The sequence below is a fragment of the Bacillus sp. FJAT-29814 genome (assembly GCF_001510715.1).
Classification (GTDB): Bacteria; Bacillota; Bacilli; order Bacillales; family Cytobacillaceae; genus Neobacillus.
In genome coordinates this window covers 440,408-463,154 of record NZ_LMTJ01000008.1, presented here as the reverse complement: position 1 = coordinate 463,154, position 22,747 = coordinate 440,408, and the positions used below count along the sequence as shown (strand labels likewise).

At 44.9% G+C, this 22,747-nt stretch carries 23 protein-coding genes and 1 other annotated feature; all 23 genes read right to left on the bottom strand.

Annotated elements, in window-relative coordinates:
- Positions 1-32: 32 nt before the first annotated feature.
- The 23 genes from pyrE to sigE all read right to left on the bottom strand — a co-directional run bounded on the left by pyrE (position 33) and on the right by sigE (position 22,743).
- Positions 33-674 carry an orotate phosphoribosyltransferase gene (gene pyrE / locus AR334_RS22530; protein ID WP_066318322.1) on the bottom strand — a complete coding sequence of 214 codons (642 nt, stop codon included), beginning with the start codon at positions 672-674 and terminating at the stop codon, positions 33-35.
- Entirely contained in the window at positions 671-1,387 is a 717-nt protein-coding gene (gene pyrF / locus AR334_RS22525) for an orotidine-5'-phosphate decarboxylase (RefSeq protein WP_066318321.1), read from the bottom strand. The genes pyrE and pyrF overlap by 4 nt, the downstream gene beginning before the upstream one ends.
- Entirely contained in the window at positions 1,359-2,294 is a 936-nt protein-coding gene (locus AR334_RS22520; RefSeq protein WP_172799280.1) for a dihydroorotate dehydrogenase, read from the bottom strand. Before AR334_RS22520 ends, pyrF begins: the two co-directional genes overlap by 29 nt.
- A 2-nt stretch (positions 2,295-2,296) precedes the next feature.
- The gene (locus AR334_RS22515) at positions 2,297-3,076 is read right to left on the bottom strand and encodes a dihydroorotate dehydrogenase electron transfer subunit (RefSeq protein WP_066318318.1); all 780 of its coding nucleotides are present in this window, start codon (positions 3,074-3,076) and stop codon (positions 2,297-2,299) included.
- Positions 3,073-6,279 (bottom strand): carbamoyl-phosphate synthase large subunit, encoded by a 3,207-nt coding sequence (carB, locus tag AR334_RS22510; protein WP_066318317.1) that lies wholly within the window; start codon positions 6,277-6,279, stop codon positions 3,073-3,075. Before carB ends, AR334_RS22515 begins: the two co-directional genes overlap by 4 nt.
- Positions 6,272-7,363, bottom strand: a complete 1,092-nt coding sequence (locus AR334_RS22505) for a carbamoyl phosphate synthase small subunit (RefSeq protein WP_066318311.1) — start codon at positions 7,361-7,363, stop codon at positions 6,272-6,274. Before AR334_RS22505 ends, carB begins: the two co-directional genes overlap by 8 nt.
- Entirely contained in the window at positions 7,360-8,646 is a 1,287-nt protein-coding gene (locus tag AR334_RS22500) for a dihydroorotase (RefSeq protein ID WP_066318304.1), read from the bottom strand. The genes AR334_RS22505 and AR334_RS22500 overlap by 4 nt, the downstream gene beginning before the upstream one ends.
- Positions 8,606-9,550 carry an aspartate carbamoyltransferase catalytic subunit gene (locus AR334_RS22495; RefSeq protein WP_066318299.1) on the bottom strand — a complete coding sequence of 315 codons (945 nt, stop codon included), beginning with the start codon at positions 9,548-9,550 and terminating at the stop codon, positions 8,606-8,608. Before AR334_RS22495 ends, AR334_RS22500 begins: the two co-directional genes overlap by 41 nt.
- A gap of 154 nt (positions 9,551-9,704) precedes the next feature.
- Positions 9,705-11,018 (bottom strand): solute carrier family 23 protein, encoded by a 1,314-nt coding sequence (locus AR334_RS22490; RefSeq protein WP_066318293.1) that lies wholly within the window; start codon positions 11,016-11,018, stop codon positions 9,705-9,707.
- A 156-nt stretch (positions 11,019-11,174) separates the two neighbouring features.
- Positions 11,175-11,717, bottom strand: a complete 543-nt coding sequence (gene pyrR / locus AR334_RS22485; protein ID WP_066318290.1) for a bifunctional pyr operon transcriptional regulator/uracil phosphoribosyltransferase PyrR — start codon at positions 11,715-11,717, stop codon at positions 11,175-11,177.
- Positions 11,718-11,881: 164 nt separating this feature from the next.
- Positions 11,882-12,793 carry an RluA family pseudouridine synthase gene (locus tag AR334_RS22480; protein ID WP_066318286.1) on the bottom strand — a complete coding sequence of 304 codons (912 nt, stop codon included), beginning with the start codon at positions 12,791-12,793 and terminating at the stop codon, positions 11,882-11,884.
- Complete coding sequence (gene lspA, locus AR334_RS22475; RefSeq protein ID WP_066318283.1) at positions 12,765-13,256, bottom strand: signal peptidase II; 492 nt, start codon at positions 13,254-13,256, stop codon at positions 12,765-12,767. The genes AR334_RS22480 and lspA overlap by 29 nt, the downstream gene beginning before the upstream one ends.
- A 76-nt stretch (positions 13,257-13,332) precedes the next feature.
- A complete protein-coding gene (locus tag AR334_RS22470; RefSeq protein ID WP_066318279.1) occupies positions 13,333-13,629 on the bottom strand; it encodes a hypothetical protein in 297 nt (98 codons plus the stop codon).
- A gap of 148 nt (positions 13,630-13,777) precedes the next feature.
- On the bottom strand, positions 13,778-16,549 hold the full coding sequence (gene ileS, locus AR334_RS22465; RefSeq protein ID WP_066318276.1) for an isoleucine--tRNA ligase: 2,772 nt from the start codon (positions 16,547-16,549) through the stop codon (positions 13,778-13,780).
- Between the two features lie 73 nt (positions 16,550-16,622).
- Positions 16,623-16,863 (bottom strand) — a binding site (T-box leader).
- Between the two features lie 49 nt (positions 16,864-16,912).
- Positions 16,913-17,428 carry a DivIVA domain-containing protein gene (locus tag AR334_RS22460; RefSeq protein ID WP_066318272.1) on the bottom strand — a complete coding sequence of 172 codons (516 nt, stop codon included), beginning with the start codon at positions 17,426-17,428 and terminating at the stop codon, positions 16,913-16,915.
- An 85-nt stretch (positions 17,429-17,513) separates the two neighbouring features.
- On the bottom strand, positions 17,514-18,290 hold the full coding sequence (locus AR334_RS22455) for an RNA-binding protein (RefSeq protein ID WP_066318269.1): 777 nt from the start codon (positions 18,288-18,290) through the stop codon (positions 17,514-17,516).
- Positions 18,291-18,316: 26 nt separating this feature from the next.
- On the bottom strand, positions 18,317-18,580 hold the full coding sequence (locus AR334_RS22450; RefSeq protein WP_066318264.1) for a YggT family protein: 264 nt from the start codon (positions 18,578-18,580) through the stop codon (positions 18,317-18,319).
- A 5-nt stretch (positions 18,581-18,585) separates the two neighbouring features.
- Positions 18,586-19,056, bottom strand: a complete 471-nt coding sequence (locus tag AR334_RS22445; protein WP_066318262.1) for a cell division protein SepF — start codon at positions 19,054-19,056, stop codon at positions 18,586-18,588.
- An 11-nt stretch (positions 19,057-19,067) separates the two neighbouring features.
- Positions 19,068-19,745, bottom strand: coding sequence for a YggS family pyridoxal phosphate-dependent enzyme (locus AR334_RS22440; protein ID WP_066318259.1), 678 nt, complete (start codon positions 19,743-19,745; stop codon positions 19,068-19,070).
- Between the two features lie 7 nt (positions 19,746-19,752).
- Entirely contained in the window at positions 19,753-20,568 is an 816-nt protein-coding gene (pgeF, locus tag AR334_RS22435; RefSeq protein ID WP_066318257.1) for a peptidoglycan editing factor PgeF, read from the bottom strand.
- A gap of 79 nt (positions 20,569-20,647) precedes the next feature.
- Positions 20,648-20,908 (bottom strand): YlmC/YmxH family sporulation protein, encoded by a 261-nt coding sequence (locus tag AR334_RS22430; RefSeq protein WP_066318254.1) that lies wholly within the window; start codon positions 20,906-20,908, stop codon positions 20,648-20,650.
- A gap of 174 nt (positions 20,909-21,082) precedes the next feature.
- Positions 21,083-21,862 (bottom strand): RNA polymerase sporulation sigma factor SigG, encoded by a 780-nt coding sequence (sigG, locus tag AR334_RS22425; RefSeq protein ID WP_066318246.1) that lies wholly within the window; start codon positions 21,860-21,862, stop codon positions 21,083-21,085.
- Between the two features lie 161 nt (positions 21,863-22,023).
- Positions 22,024-22,743, bottom strand: coding sequence for an RNA polymerase sporulation sigma factor SigE (gene sigE / locus AR334_RS22420; protein ID WP_066318243.1), 720 nt, complete (start codon positions 22,741-22,743; stop codon positions 22,024-22,026).
- Positions 22,744-22,747 lie beyond the last annotated feature (4 nt).

Below are 22,747 nucleotides of genomic sequence, written 5' to 3'. Positions count from 1 at the left end.
GGATGAACCGGGGCTTCTTTTGATTCTATTACCTACAAAACTACTTCAAACCGCCTGCTCCATTCCCCCGGATTCTTACTCCAGTCGAGCAAACTTTCCTGGTCAGCTTGGCTAATATACCCTTTTTCAATCGCAGTCTCGACTAGCGCCGGAAAATCAGTTAATGAATGGCTCACGATGCCTTCCTCGGCAAAGGCTATTTTCCCCTTATCCAGTCCATATGTAAAAATAGAGACCACCCCAAGTACGTTGCAGCCTGCTTCTCTTAAAGCTTGAACCGAGGTAATCACACTGCCGCCAGTCGAAATTAGGTCCTCGACAACGACTACCTTTTGCCCTAGCTCGACTTTGCCTTCGATTTGATTGCCCTTGCCGTGTCCTTTGGCTTTGGAACGGACATAGCACATCGGCATTCCCATCAGCTCGCTTACCCAGGCCGCATGGGGAATACCCGCAGTTGCGGTACCTGCAATGACCTCGACTCCAGTAAAGTTATTATGAATCAATGTCTGTAATCCCTTGGCAATCTGGCGACGCACTTCCGGGTAGGACAGGGTTAGCCGATTATCGCAATATATTGGCGAGCGAAGGCCTGAAGTCCAAGTAAATGGGTCCTGCGGTCTCAACGCCACGGCATTAATTTCTAATAGTTTTTCAGCAATTAAGTGTTTCATACTCGTACTCCCTTCCATGCTTCCATCCATTGTTGATAACTTGCAAGTGGGTCTACGGCCCTCGTAATCGACCGACCTACGACAATTGAGCTGACGCCAGACTTTCTGGCAAACTCAGGTGTAGCGACACGTTTCTGATCCCCAGTTGCATCAGCAGTCATTCTGATTCCCGGACAGACTGTTAAAAATGATTCACCGGACTGCTTGCGAATCGCTGCAGCTTCCCAGGCCGAGCAGACAACTCCGTCCAAGCCGGCTTCCCGTGTCAGTGCTGCATAATGCAGCACCGATTCCTCCAGTGAAACGGGAATTAGCTGTTCTTGCTTCATTTGTTCTTGAGAAGTACTTGTTAATTGTGTGACTGCAATACATAACGGACGGTTTCTTCCTGCAGGTGTACCTGCCTCGAGCCCTTCAAGTGCTGCTGCCATCATCTCTTTACCGCCGGCGGCATGAACATTGACAAGGTCACATTCCAAACGCGCTAGTCCCTTCATGGCCCCATAAACTGTATTCGGAATATCATGAAGCTTTAAATCCAGGAATATTTGATGCCCTGATTCTTTTAACATATGAATAATCGCAGGCCCTTCCTGATAGAATAGCTCCATCCCGACCTTCACAAACAGGCTTTTCCCGGAAAACGGCTGTAAAAATTGCTCAACTTCCCTTAGTCCCGGAAAATCAAGCGCGATAATAAGCGTGTTGTCCATGCTGTTTCCAGCTCCTTCCCGTACATTCACTGATATGATCAAACCCTAATTGGTCAATTAAAGCGGGCAATTGTTCAATAATCGTTGGACAGACGAATGGATCTACGAAATTTGCTGTCCCGACCGCGACTGCGCTTGCACCGGCATAAAAAAATTCTATTACATCCTCCGCAGATGAAATGCCGCCCATCCCGATGATCGGGAGATCCACGGCCTGGCTGACTTCATAAATCATCCGCAGTGCCACCGGCTTAATCGCTGGGCCTGACAAGCCGCCCGTCCGATTAGCCAAGATCGGCTTTCCTGTCTTTAAATCAAGCCTCATGCCGACAAGTGTATTAATCATTGTGATTCCATCTGCTCCGCCAGCCTCAACAGCCTTGGCCATTTCGACGATATTGGTGACATTCGGAGACAGCTTCACGTACACCGGAACCGCGGACACCTCCTTCACCTTCCGAGTCAACACTCTAGCAACCTCAGGAATAGTTCCAAATGCCATCCCGCCTTCCTTGACATTGGGGCAGGATATGTTTAACTCAAGCGCATGAACATTAGGTGCTTGGGATATTCGTTCGGCGACAGTTACGTAGTCCTCCTCCAAGGATCCGGCGACATTAGCAATAATTGGTACATCATATTGTGCTAGCCATGGGAGCTCCTCGGAGATTACTTTTTCAAGCCCGGGATTTTGCAAGCCGATTGCATTAAGCATCCCCGCTGTTGTTTCCGCGACTCTTGGGGTTGGGTTACCAAATCGCGGTTCTACCGTTGTGGCTTTAATCATGATCGCCCCAAGCATGCTTAAATCGTAAAACTGGCTATATTCGCGTCCGAATCCGAAGCAGCCAGAGGCCGGCATAATCGGATTTTTCAGTGACAAGCCGGGCAATTCAATATTCAACATGCTCATATCAGCACCTCCCCTGCCCGAAACACAGGCCCATCACTGCAAACTTTTTTATAAGAAACCCCCGATGGATCGCCCGCTTGCTTACAGACACAGGCAAAACAAGCGCCGATTCCGCAGCCCATCCGCTCCTCCAAGGACAGGAATAACTTTTTATCAGTGTAGCGCTGTTCCAGCGCCCTTAACATTGGTGTTGGTCCGCAGCTATAAATGCAGTCAAATCTTAAATCCTGGCCATCAATTACATCCGTGACTAAGCCTTTTGTGCCGTAGGATCCATCAACAGTTGCCACATATGTTACTCCGGTTTCCCAAAATTCCTGTTCATAAAAGACAGCGGATTCTGTTTGAAACCCCAGGACATGGACAACTTTTACACCTTTCGCCCGCAATTGTTTAGAAAGTTCGTAAAGAGGCGGGACACCGATACCACCGCCAACAAGGAGGGCGGTATCCCCTATTTTAGCTTCTTCAACCGGAAAACCATTTCCCAACGGTCCTAGGATATCCAGCACCATTCCCGGCACCATTTCTGCAAGGAAGGAGGTGCCTTTGCCTTCCTTGCGGTAAATCATTGTAAATTGATTCAGGGTCTTATCGAAGGATGATATGCTAATAGGCCGTCTAAGCAGCGGATCCCAACCATTTCCCACCCGGATATGGACAAACTGTCCTGGTGCCTTAATCTCGCTGACGAATTCTGCTTCTACAGTAAGTTCATAAATATCGGTGGCAATTTCCTTTTGGCTGATTATTTTGCATACCTCTTTTTTAATCATGCAAAAACAGCCTCCTTTTTCGCTGGTTTCATCGGGTCTGCAGAAAAATTCATCGATTCGATAATATTCAAAATGGCATTGGCGGTGTCCAATGAAGTTAAACACGGGACCCCATTTTCAACTGCTTCGCGGCGGATTCTAAAGCCGTCCCGCTCTGGCTGTTTCCCTTTTGTTAACGTATTGATAATCAACTGAGCCTCGCCCTGATGAATGATATCCAACAATGTCGGTCCTTCGGAGCCGATTTTGCCGACAACCTTTACCTGAAGTCCTGCACTTTCCAGCACCACTGCTGTTCCGCTGGTTGCCATTAACCGATAACCATTTGCGGCAAACCGTTTGGCCAGTCTTAGGCTTTCCGCCTTATCCTTGTCGGCGACTGTGAACAATACGGTACCAAACTTTTGAATATTCATTCCCGAAGCTATCAAGCCTTTATATAACGCCTTTTCAAGCGTTAAGTCTTTGCCCATAACCTCGCCTGTCGATTTCATTTCCGGTCCAAGACTAATGTCAACACTCCGGAGTTTGGCAAAAGAGAATACCGGAACCTTTACAAATACGCCTGTTTTTTCAGGCACTAATCCGGTTTGATAGCCTTGTTCCAGCAGAGAATGGCCCAAGATAGCTTTCGTTGCGATTTTTGCCATTGGAACATTGGTTATTTTGCTTAAAAATGGGACAGTACGGCTTGACCGCGGATTTACTTCAAGTACGTATACTTCCTTTCCGCAGACGACATATTGAATATTCAGCAGGCCGATGATATTAAGCCCGATCGCCAATTTCTCCGTATAGTTTACAAGCTTTTGTTTTACTTCGGCTGTTAGTGTTTGCGGTGGGTAAACGGCAATCGAGTCGCCTGAATGGACCCCAGCCCGTTCGATATGTTCCATAATTCCCGGTATTAGAACGTTTCTTCCATCGGAAATCGCATCGACTTCAATTTCTTTCCCGGTAAGATAGCGGTCTATAAGAACCGGTTGCTCAGGATTAATTTTAACCGCATGTTCCATATATTTAAGCAATTCTTCCTGGTGATAGACAATTTCCATTGCCCGGCCGCCAAGAACATAGGATGGGCGAATCAATACCGGGTAGCCAATTTCTTCGGCAATAAGCAAAGCCTCTTCAACTGTTAAGGCTGTTTTCCCAAGTGGCTGCGGAATATTTAATTGCTGTAATGTATGTTCAAATTTGTCGCGGTTTTCAGCGCGGTCCAAGTCTTCAAGGCTGGTTCCCAGGATCTTTACGCCGTTTGCGGCTAGACCTGAGGCCAGATTTATCGCTGTCTGACCACCAAACTGTACGACCACTCCGACTGGCTGCTCGAGGTCGACAATGTGCATAACATCCTCAATCGTCAAAGGTTCGAAATATAGCTTGTCGGAGATGCTAAAGTCTGTTGAAACTGTTTCGGGATTATTATTGATAATGATCGCTTCATAGCCGGCCTCTTTGATTGCTGTTACGGAATGGACGGTTGCATAATCAAACTCAATTCCCTGCCCGATCCGGATTGGACCTGAACCGAGGACAATTACGCTGTCACGGCCGGTGACAATCGACTCGTTCTCTTCTTCATACGTGCCATAATAATACGGTGTTTCCGATTCAAACTCGGCTGCGCAAGTATCCACCATCTTATAAACAGGTACAATTCCCATCTTCTTTCTATATCTGCAAATCTCGTATTCTGTGCTCACCCACAACTCAGCAATTTTCTTGTCGTTAAACCCTTTTTGCTTTGCCTCCTTGAGAAGTTCAGATTGAAATGGGTGTTGCGAGAGTCTTGCCTCCAGTTCAATAATTCCTTCCATTTTCTTAAGGAAAAACAGATCAATCTTACTCCAGTCGTGAATATCTTCAACCGTAAAACCGCGTTTCAGGGCCTCGGCTATATAAAACAACCGTTCATCGCCCGCTTTGCGGATTCGCTTTTCCAATAGTTCATTGTCTATCTCAGCAGCACCAATCAATTCAAAATGATGAACGCCTGCTTCCAGAGACCGAATCGCTTTTAATAACGATTCTTCAAAATTGCGGCCAATTGCCATTACTTCACCGGTCGCTTTCATTTGAGTGCCAAGCGAACGGTTGCCGGATTCGAACTTATCAAACGGCCATCTTGGTATTTTTGTGACGATATAATCCAGTGCTGGCTCAAAGCTGGCATAGGTTTTTCCGGTGACCGGGTTCATCATTTCATCAAGCGTGAGTCCAACGGCAATTTTGGCGGCCAGCTTGGCAATCGGATAGCCGGTTGCTTTGGAAGCCAGTGCCGATGAGCGGCTTACTCGCGGGTTAACTTCGATAATATAGTAATTAAAGCTATCAGGGTCTAATGCAAGTTGAACGTTACAGCCGCCTTCGATGCCGAGGGCACGGATAATTTTTAAAGACACATTCCGCAATAGCTGGTATTCGCGGTCACTCAATGTTTGACTTGGGGCGACAACGATGGAATCGCCAGTGTGCACACCAACCGGGTCGATGTTTTCCATGTTGCAAACGACAATCGCATTATCGTTACTGTCGCGCATGACTTCATATTCAATTTCCTTGTAGCCGGCGATACTTTTTTCAAGTAGGCATTGGTGGACAGGGCTGTTTTTCAACCCGCTTGTAATGATTTCCTCAAGCTCTTCCATCGTGTGGCAGATTCCGCCCCCTGTCCCTCCAAGGGTAAACGCAGGGCGGACAATCACCGGAAAGCCAATTTTATCGACGAATGCAGCCGCCTCTCCTAACTCATGGACAATTTCACTTTCGGGAACAGGCTCGTCTAGTTCGTTCATTAATTGGCGGAATAATTCCCGGTCTTCTGCCTGGTTGATAGCCGATAGCTTTGTTCCCAAGATTTCGACACCGCATTCGTCAAGAACGCCTGATTTAGACAGCTCGACAGCAAGGTTCAGGCCTGTCTGTCCGCCTAGCGTGGCAACAAGAGCATCTGGGCGCTCCTTGCGGATGATGCGGCTAACAAATTCAACTGTCAGCGGTTCAATATAGACGGCATCGGCAATTTCGGTATCGGTCATGATCGTCGCCGGGTTCGAGTTAACAAGTATGACGCGGTAACCTTCTTCTTTCAGCGCAAGGCAAGCCTGGGTCCCGGCATAGTCAAATTCTGCCGCTTGGCCGATGACGATCGGGCCCGAACCGATTACTAGGATGGAATATATATCTGTACGTTTAGGCATGCGTAGGTACCTCCTGTTTTTGTGCTTCGATCATCGCTAAAAATTGGTCAAATAAACGATTGGCATCCTCAGGACCCGGAGAGGCCTCCGGATGGTATTGAACCGTAAAGGCGGGATAGTCTAAATGCCGCAATCCTTCGACAGTCCCATCATTTATGGCAATATGGGTAACTTCAAGTCTCGTATTTTTGATTGATTTTGCATCAACGGTATAACCGTGGTTTTGTGACGTTATCGCTATTTTCCCGGTGGCTAAGTCCTTTACCGGATGGTTTAAGCCGCGGTGGCCAAATTTCATCCGCATCGTATCGGCGCCGCAGGCAAGGGCAAATAATTGATGTCCTAGACAGATGCCGAATAATGGAAGCCGGCCAAGAATTTCTTTGATCATCTGAATACCTTCTGGAACATCCTTCGGGTCTCCCGGGCCATTTGTTAGCATGACGCCGTCCGGGCGAAGTTTCAAGATTTCATCAGCGGTTGTGTGGTAAGGAACAACGATGACGTCGCAGCCGCGATTATTTAGCTCGCGCAGAATTCCATGCTTCATCCCAAAATCGACAACAACGATTCTCTTCCCGCGGCCGGGGCTTGGGTATGAATTTTTCGTCGATACTGTGCGGACTTGATCAATGGGAAGCCTTTTTTGTCTTAACTTTCGCAAAACCTCGTCACCATCGGTTTCAATACTGCAAATCGCCCCTTTCAATGTTCCGTACCGGCGAATGATTCTCGTTAATTTGCGGGTATCAATTCCGGCAATTCCCGGAATATTTTTCATCTTAAAATATTCATCAACAGTGAATTCACTTCTCCAATTGGACGGATAGTCGCACACCTCTTTAACAATGAACCCTTTTACGGCAGGATTGATAGATTCAAAATCATCCCGGTTGATCCCGTAGTTTCCAATTAACGGGTATGTAAGCATGACGATTTGGCCGCAATAGGACGGATCGGAAAGAATTTCCTGATAGCCGGTCATCCCGGTATTAAACACCACTTCACCAATACTATCGTTATGGCTTCCGAATCCCTCTCCAATAAAAATCGTTCCGTCTTCCAGAATCAGCTGAGCTTTCATGCTGTCACACATCCTTTTTCCCATACTATTTGCCCGTGAGCGATTGTCAGAACCGGCCACCCCTTGCAGCTCCAGCCGGCAAATGGGGTATTTTTGCCTTTTGATAAAAATTTCTTTGGATCGATTTCTTGTTCCTCATTCAGGTCTAACAGGACGATATCTGCCGGTGCCCCTTCGGCTATTTTTCCATATGGCAAGTTAAAGGCTGCTGCCGGTTTCCTAGTCAGATACTCAATCAACTGTTGAAGCGAGATTATTTCATTTAATACAAAATGGGTATACAGAAGCGGGAACGCTGTTTCCAGGCCGACAATGCCGAACGGAGCCAGTACCATGCCTTCGCTTTTCTCTGAATCGGTGTGAGGGGCATGGTCGGTTGCGATAAAATCAATCGTTCCATCAAGCAACCCAGCGATTAACGCTTCACGGTCCTCTGCACCACGCAGCGGTGGGTTCATTTTGAAATTCGCGTCAAGTCCCGGGATATCATCCTCGGATAATAAAAGGTGATGCGGTGATACTTCAGCCGTAACCTTAATCCCCGCCCGTTTTGCATCTCTTACAACCCTGACCGACTCCTTCGTGCTGATGTGGCAGACATGATAGTGGCAGCCTGTGGCTTCCGCGAGCAAAACATCGCGGGCGATTTGCACTGATTCACAAACAGAAGGAATCCCGTTTAAACCATGCTGCTTCGAGAACGTACCCTCGTGGACACAACCTTTATTGATCAAGGTATTATCCTCACAATGAGCGACTATTGCCATATCAAGATTGGCAGCCCGCTTCATCGCCTCAAGCATCATCCCTGCCGACTGGACCCCGACGCCATCATCCGTAAACGCAAATGCGCCCGCTTCCTTTAAAGCCTCGAAATCGGTTAACTCCTGGCCCAACTGTCTGGTCGTAATAGAGGCATAAGGCAAGACCCGGACCTTGGCCGTCGCATGAATTCGCTTTTGCAAGTCGTCCATATTGCTTTTGGTGTCAGGCACCGGACGGGTATTTGGCATGTTGGCAATAGTGGTAAACCCACCTCTGGCTGCAGCCCTGGTTCCGGTAGCGATGGTTTCCTTTTTTTCGCCGCCAGGTTCGCGCAGGTGGACGTGCAAGTCGATAAAACCTGGTGATACCAATAGTCCTGATGCATCAATTTTACGGTCGGCATCCATTTCAATGTTTTTATCGATTTTTGCGATGATGCCATTTTCTATTAAAATATCAGACTGTTTGATTTGTCCCTCAAACGCTAAATAGTTGGCGTTCTGAATAAGCATTTTCATTTATTACCCCTCCATTTAAGCTTTCTAATGATCTTTTTAAGACAGCCATTCTGACATAGACGCCATTTTCCATTTGCTTGAAGATTCTCGAACGCTGTGACTCTACCAGGCTGTCAGCTATCTCGACATTCCGGTTAACCGGTGCAGGATGCATAATGATGCTGTTTTGCTTCATTTGTTTTTCCCTCTCCAAGGTCAAACCGAACTTTTGATGATATTCCGCGGCTGTAAAACTTCCATTTTTCTGATGCCGCTCATGCTGGACGCGAAGCAGCATCACTACATCGGCCTGCGGGATGGCCTGGTCAATTGGAATAAAGCGGGATGAATGGAGGCTGTGGCTGTCAAACCATTCTTCAGGGCCCGAGAAAATGACATCGGCTCCAAGCCTTGTCAGAGCATCTGCATTTGAACGCGCGACACGGCTATGTCTGATATCGCCGATGATCGCTATTTTCAAACCGGAAAAGCGCCCGAATTCTTGTTTGATGGTTAGGAGGTCAAGCAGGGATTGGGTCGGATGATGACCGCAGCCGTCTCCTCCATTAATGAGTGGAATATTGATTTTACCAACTAATTCGTCAAAATAACGATCCTGGCTGTGCCGGATCACTATGGCATTTACGCCGATGGCTTCAAGTGTCTTTACCGTATCGTAAAGCGTTTCGCCCTTTTGCACACTTGAGGTTTGCACTTCAAAAGGAATCACACCCAACCCTAATCTTCTCTCGGCCACTTCAAAACTGCATTTTGTTCTGGTGCTATTTTCAAAAAAGAGATTGGCCGCAAACATTTGTTCTTCAGGGTGCCAGGTTGTTCCTTCGGCGAAGCTTTGAGCATCCCCGAGGATTCCATATATCTCTTCCACTTTTAACTCATTCGTCGTTAATAAATGATTTAGCATCCTTTTCCCCACCTTTTCGCTAAAAAAAATACCCTGATCCAACTAGATCAGGGTGCAACCGCAAGCAATCGGAAGTTCAGCCTATTTTCATGCCAAACCTCGATTCGCACACCCTTATAAGCCTCTCTGGACTTCATTTAAAAGGTTGTTTTTATTAAGCTGTTTGCCGTTCTTTTTTCTCCACTTCGCCTTCAAACATATTGTCACTGACAATCGGCCTTCCAGGCAGGATCAGGTTTAACAAGACACCGATAATCGCTGCCAAAGCCATGCCTTGGATTACAATATCCTTAAACGGAAGTTTCACTATCGCTCCGCCGAGCCCGATAATGAGAATGACTGACGCTATGACAAGGTTTCGTTTATCGTCGAAATCAATTTTGCTGTCAACCAGCATCCGCAGTCCCGAAGAAGCGATGATTCCAAACAGGAGGATGGAGACGCCGCCCATTACAGGGGTCGGAATCGAATGAATCAGAGCCGTAATTTTCCCAATAAACCCGAATACAATCGCCAACACCGCTGCACCTGCCAGAACATATACGCTATAGACCCGGGTAATCGCGAGCACGCCAATATTTTCGCCATAGGTTGTTTTTGGCGGTCCGCCGACCAAAGCCGAAATCAGTGTTGCGGTCCCGTCACCCAAGATTGAACGGTGCAAGCCTGGCTCTTTAATGTAGTCGCGCCCGACTACTTTGCTTAAAATCAGCTGATGCCCAATGTGTTCTGACAGCGTCACCACTGCAACCGGCACCATTAGCCAGAAGATATCCCAGCTAAATTGCACCTTATAGCTCACAAACGGGATGATGAATTTTGGCATTTCAAACCATCCGGCTTCTAGGACAGGCTTAAAATCGACAATCCCGACAATCGCTGCATAAATGTATCCGACAACAATGCCCGCAAGAATCGGAATGATGCTAAAGATTTTTTTTGCATAAATCGAGAATACGATCGTTGCAGTGAGGGTAACCAAGGCTGCCGAAAAATGCAGCATACTGTATTCCCCGGCTGCGTTATTCATTGCCATACCCACAGCAGTCGGGGCAATCGACAAGCCAATTATGATGATAACTGGTCCGACAACCACTGGCGGCAATAGGTTCATAATCCAACGGTATCCTGCTTTACTGATTATCAGCGCGACAATCCCATATACGAGGCCGGCCATGAAGGTGCCGATCATCGCCGCACCTGGGCCACCTGCAGCTTTGGCAGCAATCACCGGTGCGATGAACGCAAAGGAAGAACCGAGGTAAGCAGGAACTTGAAATTTTGTAATTAATAAGAATGCCAATGTTCCCAAGCCGCTGGATATTAGGGCGATGGACGGGTCAAGGCCGACGAGATACGGAACTAGGATGGTTGCCCCGAACATGGCGAATAGGTGCTGCAGGCTTAAGGTCAGCCATTGCGTTGGTTTTGGCATGTCTTTTACGTCAAGGATTGGTTTGTTGCTCATGGTAATCTCCTCTGCTTTTTAATATTTATTTTAATAAAAGGATAAAAAAAACTCTTTGCCGGCACGGACAAAGAGGTATGGAAGGCCAAACTACTCTGGGTTTGGCGATTTCCCCTTTGTCAGCCTCACGGGACTGCATTTAAAAAGGGCAGCTATTTATTTTTCATATATACTAACTTGGTCAATCTGATCCACTTCGGCCAGTTCAACAACAATTTTCTCACTGCTTGATGTTGGAATGTTTTTTCCGACATAATCGGCTCTAATTGGCAGTTCGCGATGGCCACGGTCAACAAGGACCGCCAGTTGAATGGCTGCGGGACGCCCAAGGTCCATTAAGGCATCAAGCCCGGCTCGCACTGTTCTGCCTGTATAAAGGACATCATCGATTAAAATGACCTTTTTTTCATTAATATCAAACGGTATGTCAGAACCCTTGACAAGTGGTTCCTGGTTATCCGTTTTTTTCGTCAAATCATCCCGGTAAAGCGTAATATCAAGTTCCCCCACCGGTATCGGACTACCTTCGATCCCTTCGATTTTGGAAGCAAGACGCTTGGCAACATGGATTCCCCTGGTACGAATTCCGACAAGAACACATTCTTCAATTCCTTTATTCTTTTCGATAATTTGATGGGCAATCCGTGTCAATGCCCTTCCGATTGCCTGCTCATCAAGAATTAACGCTTTTTGGCTCATTATTTTCACCCGCTTTTTTTAAAAAAATAAAAACCTCTCGCCGTCGGCGAGAGGTGTACAGTTAAAGAAAGCAAAAAAATATTAACCGACCCTTCTCAGCCTCACGGGACTGAATTTAAAGGCATATTTGACTATAGTTATCTTACTTTAGTTAGGTTCAGCTGTCAACCATTATTTCTTAGCTGTTTCAGCAGCTGTTCATAATCAGAAGGCAGCGGGGCTTCAAATTCGAGATATTCGGCGGTTCTCGGATGGGTAAATCCAAGCACGCCCGCATGCAGCACCTGCCCGTTAAAATCAATCGTTTTTTTCGGCCCATATTTTGGGTCTCCGGCAAGCGGATAGCCGATATATTTCATATGAACGCGAATTTGATGGGTTCGTCCCGTTTCAAGCTGGCACTCAACAAATGTAAAATCCTTAAACCGCTCCAGCACCCGAAAATGGGTAACGGCATGCTTGCCATTATCTACAACGGCCATGCTTTGCCGATCCTTTTGGTCCCTTCCAAGCGGGGCATCGATTGTCCCGACATCATGAGGAATAACCCCATGAACAACGGCTTTATATTTGCGGGTAACTGTTTTATGGACCAGCTGATTTACAAGGCTTTCATGGGCCATATCATTCTTGGCGACCATTAATAGTCCTGAGGTATCTTTATCAATCCGGTGGACAATACCGGGTCTTAATACTCCGTTAATCCCCGACAAATCCTTGCAATGTGCCATCAGACCATTTACCAGTGTCCCCGTCATATGTCCGGGTGCAGGATGAACAACCATCCCCTTTGGCTTATTGACGACGAGGACATCACGATCTTCGTAATAAATGTCCAAATCCATCTCCTCGGGGACCACATCCAGCTCTTCCGGGTCCGGAATATGGATTTCAATTTCGTCATTGTAGTTGCATTTGTAATTGGTTTTTACATTTTGTCCGTTTACAAGCACATGGCCATCCTTGATCCATTGTTGTACCTGGGTGCGGGACCATTCCTCGTTAAGACCGGACAGGACTTTGTCAATCCGGTCCCCTTTTTGTTGTTCAAGAATGGTGTGAACCATTTTCTCCATATGTTTTCTCCTTTGATTCTCTCTCTTCGAGCAGCATTTGAATCATCAGCAACGCCACGCCAATGACCAATGCGGAATCGGCGATATTAAATACCGGGAAGTTATAGCTGAAAATATACGTATGTATAAAGTCAACGACTTCTTTGCGAAACACGCGATCAATAAAATTGCCGATTGCACCGCCAAGCATAAAAGACAGGGAAACTCCCAACAACCATTTGCCTTTGGCTGCCTTGTGCAAATAATACACAATTCCAGCAATGACGATAATTGTTATCACGTAAAAGAGCCACATCTGCCCTTGGAGGATCCCCCAAGCTGCCCCCCTGTTCCGGTGGGAAGTAATATACAAAACTTGATCAATGATCGGAATACTTTCGCCGATATACATGTTTTTCACAATTAACCATTTTGTGAATTGGTCCAAAAGGATAATGAAAAGTGCGATTAAGTAATAAAACACTAAGAAATACCTCCACTACCGATGCTCATACTTCTTTAGAATTTTAGCATACTTAATCGCATAAGGACAATTAACATTATAAAAATGATGATGGAATTGGAATTTTACAATACTGATCCAATAAATCTGAATCTTTTTTCGACCTAATTGTAGGCATTAGCTGTATCAATTCTTCCGGGAGTAATTCGCCAGAAATTTCACATTCGCCGAATTTTCCAGCCTGAATTTTTTGAATGGCGTGATCAATGTCTTCAAGCTCTTCCTCGAGAATCTTTGTAAGCCAATCTTGTTTTGATTTTGTTTTTAAAGAATGTTCAATTTCAGTTTTCGTTTGACGGAGTTCGATAAACAGCTTTTCCTGCATGGCATTCATAGTGTTACTACCTCCGTTTGTCATTTGTTATATTATGTCCCGCACCTTTTCGGCGACACGGGACAACATTTGACATCGCCAACAACAATTGACTTTACAGGAAAAAATTAAAACCCTGTACAGAATTGTACAGGGTCTTAATTCAACGTTATGCCAAGTGTGAATAATTTTCTTTAACTACATGCGCACAGCGTGGGCAAAGGGATGGATGCTCCGGATCTTGACCGACCTCTGGTGTAACAACCCAGCAGCGTTCACATGTTTCCCCTTCAGCCTTTGTAACAACGATGGCTGCATTATCAAGCTTAAGGGCGGATTCTGGAGCCTGATCATAAGTACCGGCTACTTCAAAACCGGAAACGATGAAGAGCTGGTTCAAATTTTCTTCAATTGAATCCAAAAGGGCTCTCGTCTTGTCATTCACATACAAGGTAACCTTGGCGGTCAGCGATTTGCCAATTACCTTCGCATTCCTTGATTCCTCAAGTGCTTTTAAGACATCATCACGAAGCCTCATAAATGCCGACCACTTTTCCTCAAGCGCCTTAGCACCGACTAGCTCTTGATATTCTGGAAGGTCTGTTAATTGCACGCTCTCTTCCTGCACATTTGGAATGTATTTCCACACTTCATCCGCTGTGTGGGAAAGAATTGGCGATACCAATTTTGTCAGCGCAAGCAATGACTCGTACAGAACGGTTTGAATTGCCCGGCGCTCATGGTGGTCTTTTGCTTCAATATATAGTACATCCTTTGCAAAATCAAGGTAGAACGCACTTAGATCTAGCGTACAGAAATTATTCACCGCATGGTAGATGGCGGCATATTCATAATTTTCATAAGCGTTACGAACATTTTTGATCAGTTTATTTAATTTTACGAGCATAAATTGATCGACTTCACGCAGGTTTTCATAGGCAACCTTGTTGACTGCTGGATCAAAATCGGCCAAATTCCCTAATAAGAATCGGAAGGTATTGCGAATTTTCCGGTAAACCTCGGCAACCTGTTTAAGAATGGCATCAGAAACCCGGACGTCCGATTGATAATCAACCGAGGCAACCCACAGGCGTAATATGTCGGCTCCCAACTGATTCATAACTTTTGCTGGCACGACTACATTTCCCAAAGATTTACTCATTTTTCTGCCTTCGCCGTCAAGGGCAAACCCATGGCTTAGCACACCTTTATAAGGGGCCTTGCCGGTTACCGCAACAGCGGTTGACAATGAGGAATTAAACCAGCCTCGATATTGGTCAGAGCCTTCCAGATAAAGGTCTGCAGGACGGACCAAGTCTTCCCGTTCAACCAAGACGGCTTGGTGGGAGGAACCAGAGTCAAACCAGACATCCATGATATCATTTTCTTTTGTGAATGTTCCGTTCGGGCTTCCCGGATGTGTAAAGCCTTCAGGCAGCAAGTCTTTTGCTTCACGCTGGAACCAGATATTAGAGCCATGTTCACGGAATAATTCCGATACATGATTAATCGTTTCATCGGTAATGATTTCTTCACCATTTTCCGCATAAAATACCGGAATCGGCACACCCCAGACACGCTGACGAGAGATACACCAGTCGCCGCGGTCACGGACCATGTTAAACAGGCGGGTTTCTCCCCAAGCAGGCACCCATTTTGTTTCTTTAACAGCATCAAGCAACTGTTCGCGGAAATCTTTAATCGATGCAAACCACTGCGCTGTGGCACGGAAAATTACCGGTTTTTTCGTACGCCAGTCATGCGGATAGGAGTGAGTGATAAATGAAAGCTTGAGAAGTGCTCCCGCTTCTTCCAAGGCCTGGGTGATTGGCTTATTAGCTTCATCGTAAAAAATTCCTTCGAAACCTGGTGCCTCACTAGTCATATAGCCTTTGTCATCAACAGGGTTTAGTACATCCAACCCATATTTTTGGCCAACGTGGAAGTCATCTTCCCCATGTCCCGGGGCTGTATGGACACAGCCGGTACCGGCATCAGTTGTAACATGTTCCCCTAGCATGACAAGTGAATCACGGCCGTAAAGCGGGTGTACAGCGACAACGTATTCAAGTTCGGTTCCTTTTACCTTTTTGACAACCGTTGTCTCTTCCCAACCGATTTCCTTTGTCACTGCTTCTAGTAAATCCTCGGCAACGACATACTTTTCACCATTTGCAGAGACAACTACATACTTAAGGTCTCCATGTACTGAAATGCCGAGGTTCGCCGGAATTGTCCATGGTGTTGTTGTCCAAATTACAATTTGTGTATCCTGGTCAAGGACTCCTTTGCCATCCTTTACCTTGAACCCGACATAGATGGACGGGGAACGCTTATCTTTATATTCAATCTCCGCTTCGGCCAGTGCCGATTCACTTGACGGTGACCAGTATACTGGCTTCAAGCCTTTATAAATATAGCCTTTTTTCGCCATTTCCCCAAATACTTTAATTTGCTGCGCTTCGTACTCAGGCTTTAAGGTGATGTACGGGTTTTCCCAATCGCCGCGAACACCTAGACGTTTAAATTGGGTGCGCTGATTGTCGATTTGCTCCAACGCATATTCGGTGCAAAGCTTACGGAAATCGGCAACCGACATTTCTTTGCGTTTAACCCCTTTATTAGTCAGCGCCTGTTCGATTGGCAGACCATGGGTATCCCACCCCGGCACATATGGTGCGTGATAGCCGCTCATCGATTTATAGCGAACGATAAAGTCCTTTAAAATTTTATTAAGGGCATGACCCATATGGATATCGCCATTTGCGTACGGCGGGCCATCATGCAAGACAAATATTGGACGCCCTTTTGTCCGTTCCTGAACCTTTTGATAAATATTCATCTCTTCCCATTTCGCCTGGATGTCAGGTTCTCTTTGCGGAAGATTGCCGCGCATTGGAAACTCCGTCTGCGGCATTAACAACGTATCTTTGTACTCCATCTTTCCTAGCCTCCATTACATTTCTATTGAACAGAATGACCATTTTTTCCAATAAAAAAACCTCCTCATCCCAAATAGGGACGAGAAGGTTTATTCCCGCGGTACCACCCTGATAAATAGAATCAAGTGAGAGATTCTATTCTCTTCGTTATTCGTAACGTGAATCGCACGCTTGGTCTATTAATCCAAATGGAGGTTCGACCACAGAACTCAAGGGTGATTTTCCAATTCTTCCGCTCTGTCAGGCTTACACCATCCCTGACTCGCTAATAAAGCTTTCTGAAAAATTGTACTGTCCCTGTCATCGTCAATGTTCATTCTATTTAACTGTTATGAAATTATATTCTATTATGGCGTTATTCGTCAAGCTAATGAATCTTCTTCTTCGTGCATTTTTAATTCTGTTGCATCCACTTCATAATCCAACAGGTGATCCCAGTCATCCGTATTCAACATGTCAAGCTGTGCTTCGATCAACATCTTAAAACGGGTTCGGAAAATTTTCGATTGTTTCTTTAAATCTTCGATTTCCAAGGCAACTCTTCTTGCTTTAGATAGAGATTCGTTAACAATCCGGTCGGCATTTTTCTCTGCTTCTTTAATGATCAGCTTTGCTTCCTTTTGGGCATTTCTTTTAACGTCTTCACCGGCCTCCTGAGCTATCACGATTGATTTGTTCAAGGTTTCCTCGATACTGGTGAAATGACCCAGCCGTTCTTGCATATCGTGCAGGCGCTCTTCCAATTCTTTTTTCTCGCGAAGCACCAATTCATAATCCTTAATCACCTGATCAAGAAATTCATTAACTTCATCCTCATCGTACCCTCTAAATCCCTTATTAAATTCCTTATTGTGAATATCCAACGGTGTTAACGGCATAATGCCACCTCCATCAAACTGTACTACAAATATATGTATTAGAAAATATTCGACATGGTTTTCGAATTTCCTGCATAAATTTTAATTATTTTTGTTTTCCTACCGTAATTCGCCATTTTTCTTTTTTCGTTTTGCCGTCCAGCTGCAGGATCTTTACCCTCCCATAGCCGCGGACCGAAATCATATCTCCAGGTTCACAGATAAAGGCAGGATTTTCAATCACTGTCCAATTAACTTTGACAAGACCTGCCCCAACAAGATTTTGGGATTTTTGCCTTGCCAGATTGCAAACACCAGAAATAACAGTATCCAACCGTAAAGAAGATACTGTTAATTCGGTGTCTTCCCAATGTTCTTCTGACGGAATCGCTTGCCCGATAGCAGCCTCAGCCAATTTTACACCTGCTCGGCCAATCGATTCAACATTATTTTTAATATATTCGCCGATTTCGCGAGCGGCAAAAAATTGCACCTGCCCGTTGTCGTTCATCAGGATATCGCCGAATTTCCCACGTTTTAGCCCAAGCGACATAAGCGTTCCAAGCACTTGCCGGTGTTCAATTTTGACAAATTTCTTGGGGTAGAAAATTTCAAATAAAGTAATTTGAAAATCCTCGTCGGTTGGGGCCAAATAATCAGGATATAACAGCGCTCTTTTCCTTTCTGAATGGTGGCTCCCGCCAAAGAGGGCGTATTTCACGTCACCACTCTCGCCTACAATCATTTTTAAAATATGCTGCTCTCTTGGGTCAAGAAAATCAGTCAATTTAGATGAATACTGGTTTTCAACAATGTCCTTCCATTGCAAAACCCGATCTATATATTCCCGTTCTTCCGGGCGGAAATGCTGATAAATATTCATTGGTGCCAACACAACCTAATCAAAATTTAAGTAAGCCATTGATAGACACTATGCAAGCCGCTTTGAGCAAAGTTAAGGACAAGGAAGGCAACAATCGGCGAAATGTCAATCATTCCAAGCGGCGGAATAATTCTTCTGAATGGCTCTAAATACGGCTCGCAAATCCTCGACAAAAATTGGCCAATCGATGATTCTCTTGCATTTGGAAACCAGGACATCAATATGTAAATAATTAATGCCCAAGAGTATATTTGAATCAACCTTTGCAATATCCCGAAAACGATATCCATTTATTTTACCACCTCGTATTTTGATCTTCTTGCTCCGAAAAAAGCTCCGAAATATTTCCCGACACCTCAACGTTATCAGGTGTGCACAAGAAAATATTGACGCCAATTTTTTGTATGTCTCCGCCAAGAGCATAGACTACTCCGCCTAAAAAATCGACGATCTGTCTTCCTTCCTGATGATTAATCCGCTGAAGATTTACGACAACAGCACGGCGGCTTTTCAAATGGTCGGCAATCTCCGTGACTTCGGAACTGGAATGCGGTTCAACCAAGATGACCTTTGAAGCCTTTGAAGAGGTCCCGGCACCTGCAGAAGCCGCCTGTTTTTGGACGCTTTGCAAACTAACAACATTTTGGCTTTTAACTGCCTGTCTTTTTTGTTTGACCGGTTCTTGAGCCTGAGTGTACTCATCGTTATTCTCATCGAAGTCATCATCCAAAAAGAAAAATGTTTTTAATTTTGATTTTAATGTCATCTTCTTCTCCCCTAATCATCTTCGCCAACTAATGCTGTACCGATTCTTACCATCGTTGCTCCCTCTTCGATTGCAATCGCAAAATCATTGGACATGCCCATCGACAACTCGGTACACGGAGCAAATTCAAATTGACGGGATTGAACCTGGTCCCGTAGATCTTTCAGCTTGTGAAAGCAATTTCTAAGTATCTCTTCATCGTCAGTAAGCGGAGCCATCGTCATTAGACCTTGGATGCTTATATTTTGATACGGTCGAAGTGATTCAATAAATCCGATTACTTCTACGGGTGCCAGCCCATGCTTTGAGTCTTCCCCGGAGACGTTTACTTGTATCAAACATTTCACTTGACGGCTGGCGCGTTTATTAATTTCTTCTGCCAGGGATTGGCGGTCCAACGAATGAATATAATCCACTTTATCGATAATGTTTTTTACCTTTCTTGTTTGCAGCGTTCCAATAAAATGCCATGCAGGCTTGTCCCCAAGCATCTGCCATTTTTCCAACAACCCATCATCACGATTTTCGCCGAGATTTGTAATGCCTGCCTCCAAGGCCTCTTTAGCCCTTTCGGCACTCACATATTTGGTAACAGCAATAACTGTCACTTCCTCAGGTTTTCGGCCGGACTTCCGGCATGCTGTTTCGATTTGCTGCCTTATTTGCTCTAGCTTTGCTGCCACTTTCATATTGCTTTCAAATCTCCTTCCAGCCAATAAAGCTTAATATTCTTCCAGTGCTACCTTTGTCGCGCCGGTGAGAAAAAAAACTATTATCACAGCTTGTGCATAGCCCTGTGACAAGAATGTTTTCTTCGGGCACTCCAGTTTTTAGAAGAAGCAGCCGATTAGCTTCTCGCAAGTCCAAACTATATTGATTGCCATTAATTAAATTATATGGTTTTCCATCGACATCTTCTAGTATATTTTCCACCAAGTTAATGACACGATTATCCACAATATAACAATTTTTGCAGATGGACGGCCCAATTGCGACGAAAATTTCTTCAGGCCTGATGCCTTCCTGCTCCCAGGTAATGATCATCTCACGGGCAATTCCCCCTACGGTACCCTTCCAACCGGCGTGAGCCGCCCCAATCATCCCTGACTTTGGTGCGATAAAGAAAAGCGGGACACAATCAGCAAAACAAAGGGTTAATAGAATCCCCTTTTCATTCGTATAAAAACCGTCTGTCCCCTCAAAGGCCTGATTATACGAATTGGAACCCGTGCCCCGGTCCGCTATTGATATTTTCCTGATCATAATATCGTGCGTTTGCTGTGCGCCAACCCAAGATTCCAGCGGGAAATTCAGTAGGTGGGCGACAGTTTCCCGATTTATGCATACGTCATTTACATCATCGCCAACATGAAAGCCCATATTGAGGGATTGGAAGCTTCCCTTACCAACTCCGCCATGTTTGGAGGTAATTCCGGCAGTCAAACCCGGAAATCGGTTCATCCAGCCATCAATCATAAACAATGATTCATTTTTTAAAACAAAGGGTTCCATTTCTCTACCTCAAATGTTTTTCTATAGTTTACCATGAAAAATCAAAATGGTCATTGTGAGGGGACCGATTTACGGAAACTTAAACTTCTTCCGGAACCCGGTCATCTATTTTATGCCTGACCAATATTACATCCTGGCCAATTTTAATGATATTTTTCCAGGGAATCACGATTTCATCGTCCTTTCCAAAAAAGCCAAGCACTCTCCCATTCCCCGATATAACCACCGAGTCTATTTTTCCAGTCGTTAAATTTATCTCAATATCGCTTATATTACCTAACCGTTTACCATCCGAAACATTTACGACATCCTTTATCTGAAACTCGGAAATCCTCACCATTAATATTCCCCCCGTAACAGTACTATAATTGAATATATGATGAACCTTGTCAGTTTAGTATCGAAAGGCAGAAGCGCTTTCGGAACAAGCACAGCTTGTTCCTGTGAAGCTTATGATGTCGAAGCAATCCTTGTGGAGCTGACAAATGAAAATAAGCTGCCCATTTGGACAGCTTTAGCTTTGAATATTTTTGTTCATTTGCCTGATGGCCGCTTTTTCAAGTCTTGAAACCTGGGCTTGGGAAATTCCAATTTCATCAGCAACCTCCATTTGGGTTTTCCCTTGGAAGAATCGCTTTCTAAGGATTAGTTTTTCCCGTTCATTCAATCTGCGCATGCCTTCTTTTAAGGCAATTTCCTCAATCCAATGAATATCTTTATTTTTCTCATCGCTTAATTGATCCACCACATAAATGGGATCGCCGCCGTCATTATAAATCGGTTCAAATAAAGATACCGGATCCTGTATCGCGTCTAACGCAAATACAATTTCTTCGTGCGGCACCTCGAGAACCTTGGCGATTTCTTCCGCAGTTGGCTCTCTTGATGTTTCGCTCATCAGACGCTCTCTAACCTGCAGCGCTTTGTAGGCAATATCCCTTAAGGAGCGGGATACGCGAATCGGGTTGTTGTCGCGAAGATAACGCCGGATTTCACCAATAATCATCGGTACCGCATAAGTGGAAAACTTAACATTTTGCCCTAAATCAAAGTTATCAATTGATTTCATAAGTCCAATACAGCCAACCTGAAACAGGTCATCGACGAATTCACCCCGGTTGTTAAACCGTTGAATTACACTCAAGACAAGGCGCAAATTACCATTTACCAGCTTTTCCCTGGCGCTAATATCGCCATCTTGCATTTGCTTGAACAGTATTCTCATTTCTTCATTCTTCAGTACGGGGAGTTTTGATGTGTCTACACCGCAAATTTCAACTTTATTTCGAGTCAAATCTTTTCCCTCCTCGAGAGAGCTGCTGTACAAAAAACAGTATCTCCTTGGAAAGGAAAAATATGCACTAGCGTATGCCGCAGTGTAGGAACATACATTCTTTTTTATCCGGTAAAACCTCGAACTTGTTGGGTTTTACTGACAGAAAAAATTTTCCTGTCTTATACCATTTTATTAAATTCCTTCCTTAATCTCTTAATGATTCTCTTTTCCAATCTGGAAATATAGGATTGCGAAATCCCGAGCATATCAGCAACATCTTTCTGGGTTTTTTCTTCTCCGTTTGTCAGGCCAAAGCGAAGCTCCATAATTTGCTTTTCACGATCCGTTAGCTGATGAAGCGCCTTGGTGAGAAGCTTGCGGTCGACGTTTGCTTCCAAATCTTTCGTAATAATATCATCATCCGTTCCCAATACATCGGATAACAATAATTCATTGCCATCCCAGTCAATATTCAACGGTTCATCAAATGAAACTTCCGATCTAATTTTATTGTTCCGTCGTAAGTACATGAGAATCTCATTTTCAATACATCTTGATGCGTATGTAGCCAGTTTGATTTTCTTTTCTGGATTAAAAGTATTAACTGCTTTGATTAGGCCGATTGTCCCAATGCTGATTAAATCTTCAATATTGATCCCGGTATTTTCAAACTTTCTGGCAATGTAGACAACGAGACGAAGATTGCGCTCAATTAAGATTGATCTTGCGGCTTTATCACCGCCGGGAAGCTTTTTCAGCAGTAGTTCTTCCTCGTCTTTGCTTAAGGGAGGAGGAAGGGCTTCGCTGCCACCAATATAATAAACTTCATCTGTTTTTAGTCCCAATTTTATTAATAGCTTATACCAGTAATAGGATAAGCGAAGTTTCCACTTTTTCATTTGT

Coding starts and splice junctions, on each gene's coding strand:
- pyrE (WP_066318322.1), bottom strand. CDS start 674: ATGAAACACTTAATTGCTGAAAAACTATTAGAAATTAATGCCGTGGCG.
- pyrF (WP_066318321.1), bottom strand. CDS start 1,387: ATGGACAACACGCTTATTATCGCGCTTGATTTTCCGGGACTAAGGGAA.
- AR334_RS22520 (WP_172799280.1), bottom strand. CDS start 2,294: ATGTTGAATATTGAATTGCCCGGCTTGTCACTGAAAAATCCGATTATG.
- AR334_RS22515 (WP_066318318.1), bottom strand. CDS start 3,076: ATGATTAAAAAAGAGGTATGCAAAATAATCAGCCAAAAGGAAATTGCC.
- carB (WP_066318317.1), bottom strand. CDS start 6,279: ATGCCTAAACGTACAGATATATATTCCATCCTAGTAATCGGTTCGGGC.
- AR334_RS22505 (WP_066318311.1), bottom strand. CDS start 7,363: ATGAAAGCTCAGCTGATTCTGGAAGACGGAACGATTTTTATTGGAGAG.
- AR334_RS22500 (WP_066318304.1), bottom strand. CDS start 8,646: ATGAAAATGCTTATTCAGAACGCCAACTATTTAGCGTTTGAGGGACAA.
- AR334_RS22495 (WP_066318299.1), bottom strand. CDS start 9,550: ATGCTAAATCATTTATTAACGACGAATGAGTTAAAAGTGGAAGAGATA.
- AR334_RS22490 (WP_066318293.1), bottom strand. CDS start 11,018: ATGAGCAACAAACCAATCCTTGACGTAAAAGACATGCCAAAACCAACG.
- pyrR (WP_066318290.1), bottom strand. CDS start 11,717: ATGAGCCAAAAAGCGTTAATTCTTGATGAGCAGGCAATCGGAAGGGCA.
- AR334_RS22480 (WP_066318286.1), bottom strand. CDS start 12,793: ATGGAGAAAATGGTTCACACCATTCTTGAACAACAAAAAGGGGACCGG.
- AR334_RS22470 (WP_066318279.1), bottom strand. CDS start 13,629: ATGAATGCCATGCAGGAAAAGCTGTTTATCGAACTCCGTCAAACGAAA.
- ileS (WP_066318276.1), bottom strand. CDS start 16,549: ATGGAGTACAAAGATACGTTGTTAATGCCGCAGACGGAGTTTCCAATG.
- AR334_RS22460 (WP_066318272.1), bottom strand. CDS start 17,428: ATGCCGTTAACACCGTTGGATATTCACAATAAGGAATTTAATAAGGGA.
- AR334_RS22455 (WP_066318269.1), bottom strand. CDS start 18,290: ATGAATATTTATCAGCATTTCCGCCCGGAAGAACGGGAATATATAGAT.
- AR334_RS22450 (WP_066318264.1), bottom strand. CDS start 18,580: ATGGATATCGTTTTCGGGATATTGCAAAGGTTGATTCAAATATACTCT.
- AR334_RS22445 (WP_066318262.1), bottom strand. CDS start 19,056: ATGACATTAAAATCAAAATTAAAAACATTTTTCTTTTTGGATGATGAC.
- AR334_RS22440 (WP_066318259.1), bottom strand. CDS start 19,745: ATGAAAGTGGCAGCAAAGCTAGAGCAAATAAGGCAGCAAATCGAAACA.
- pgeF (WP_066318257.1), bottom strand. CDS start 20,568: ATGGAACCCTTTGTTTTAAAAAATGAATCATTGTTTATGATTGATGGC.
- AR334_RS22430 (WP_066318254.1), bottom strand. CDS start 20,908: ATGGTGAGGATTTCCGAGTTTCAGATAAAGGATGTCGTAAATGTTTCG.
- sigE (WP_066318243.1), bottom strand. CDS start 22,743: ATGAAAAAGTGGAAACTTCGCTTATCCTATTACTGGTATAAGCTATTA.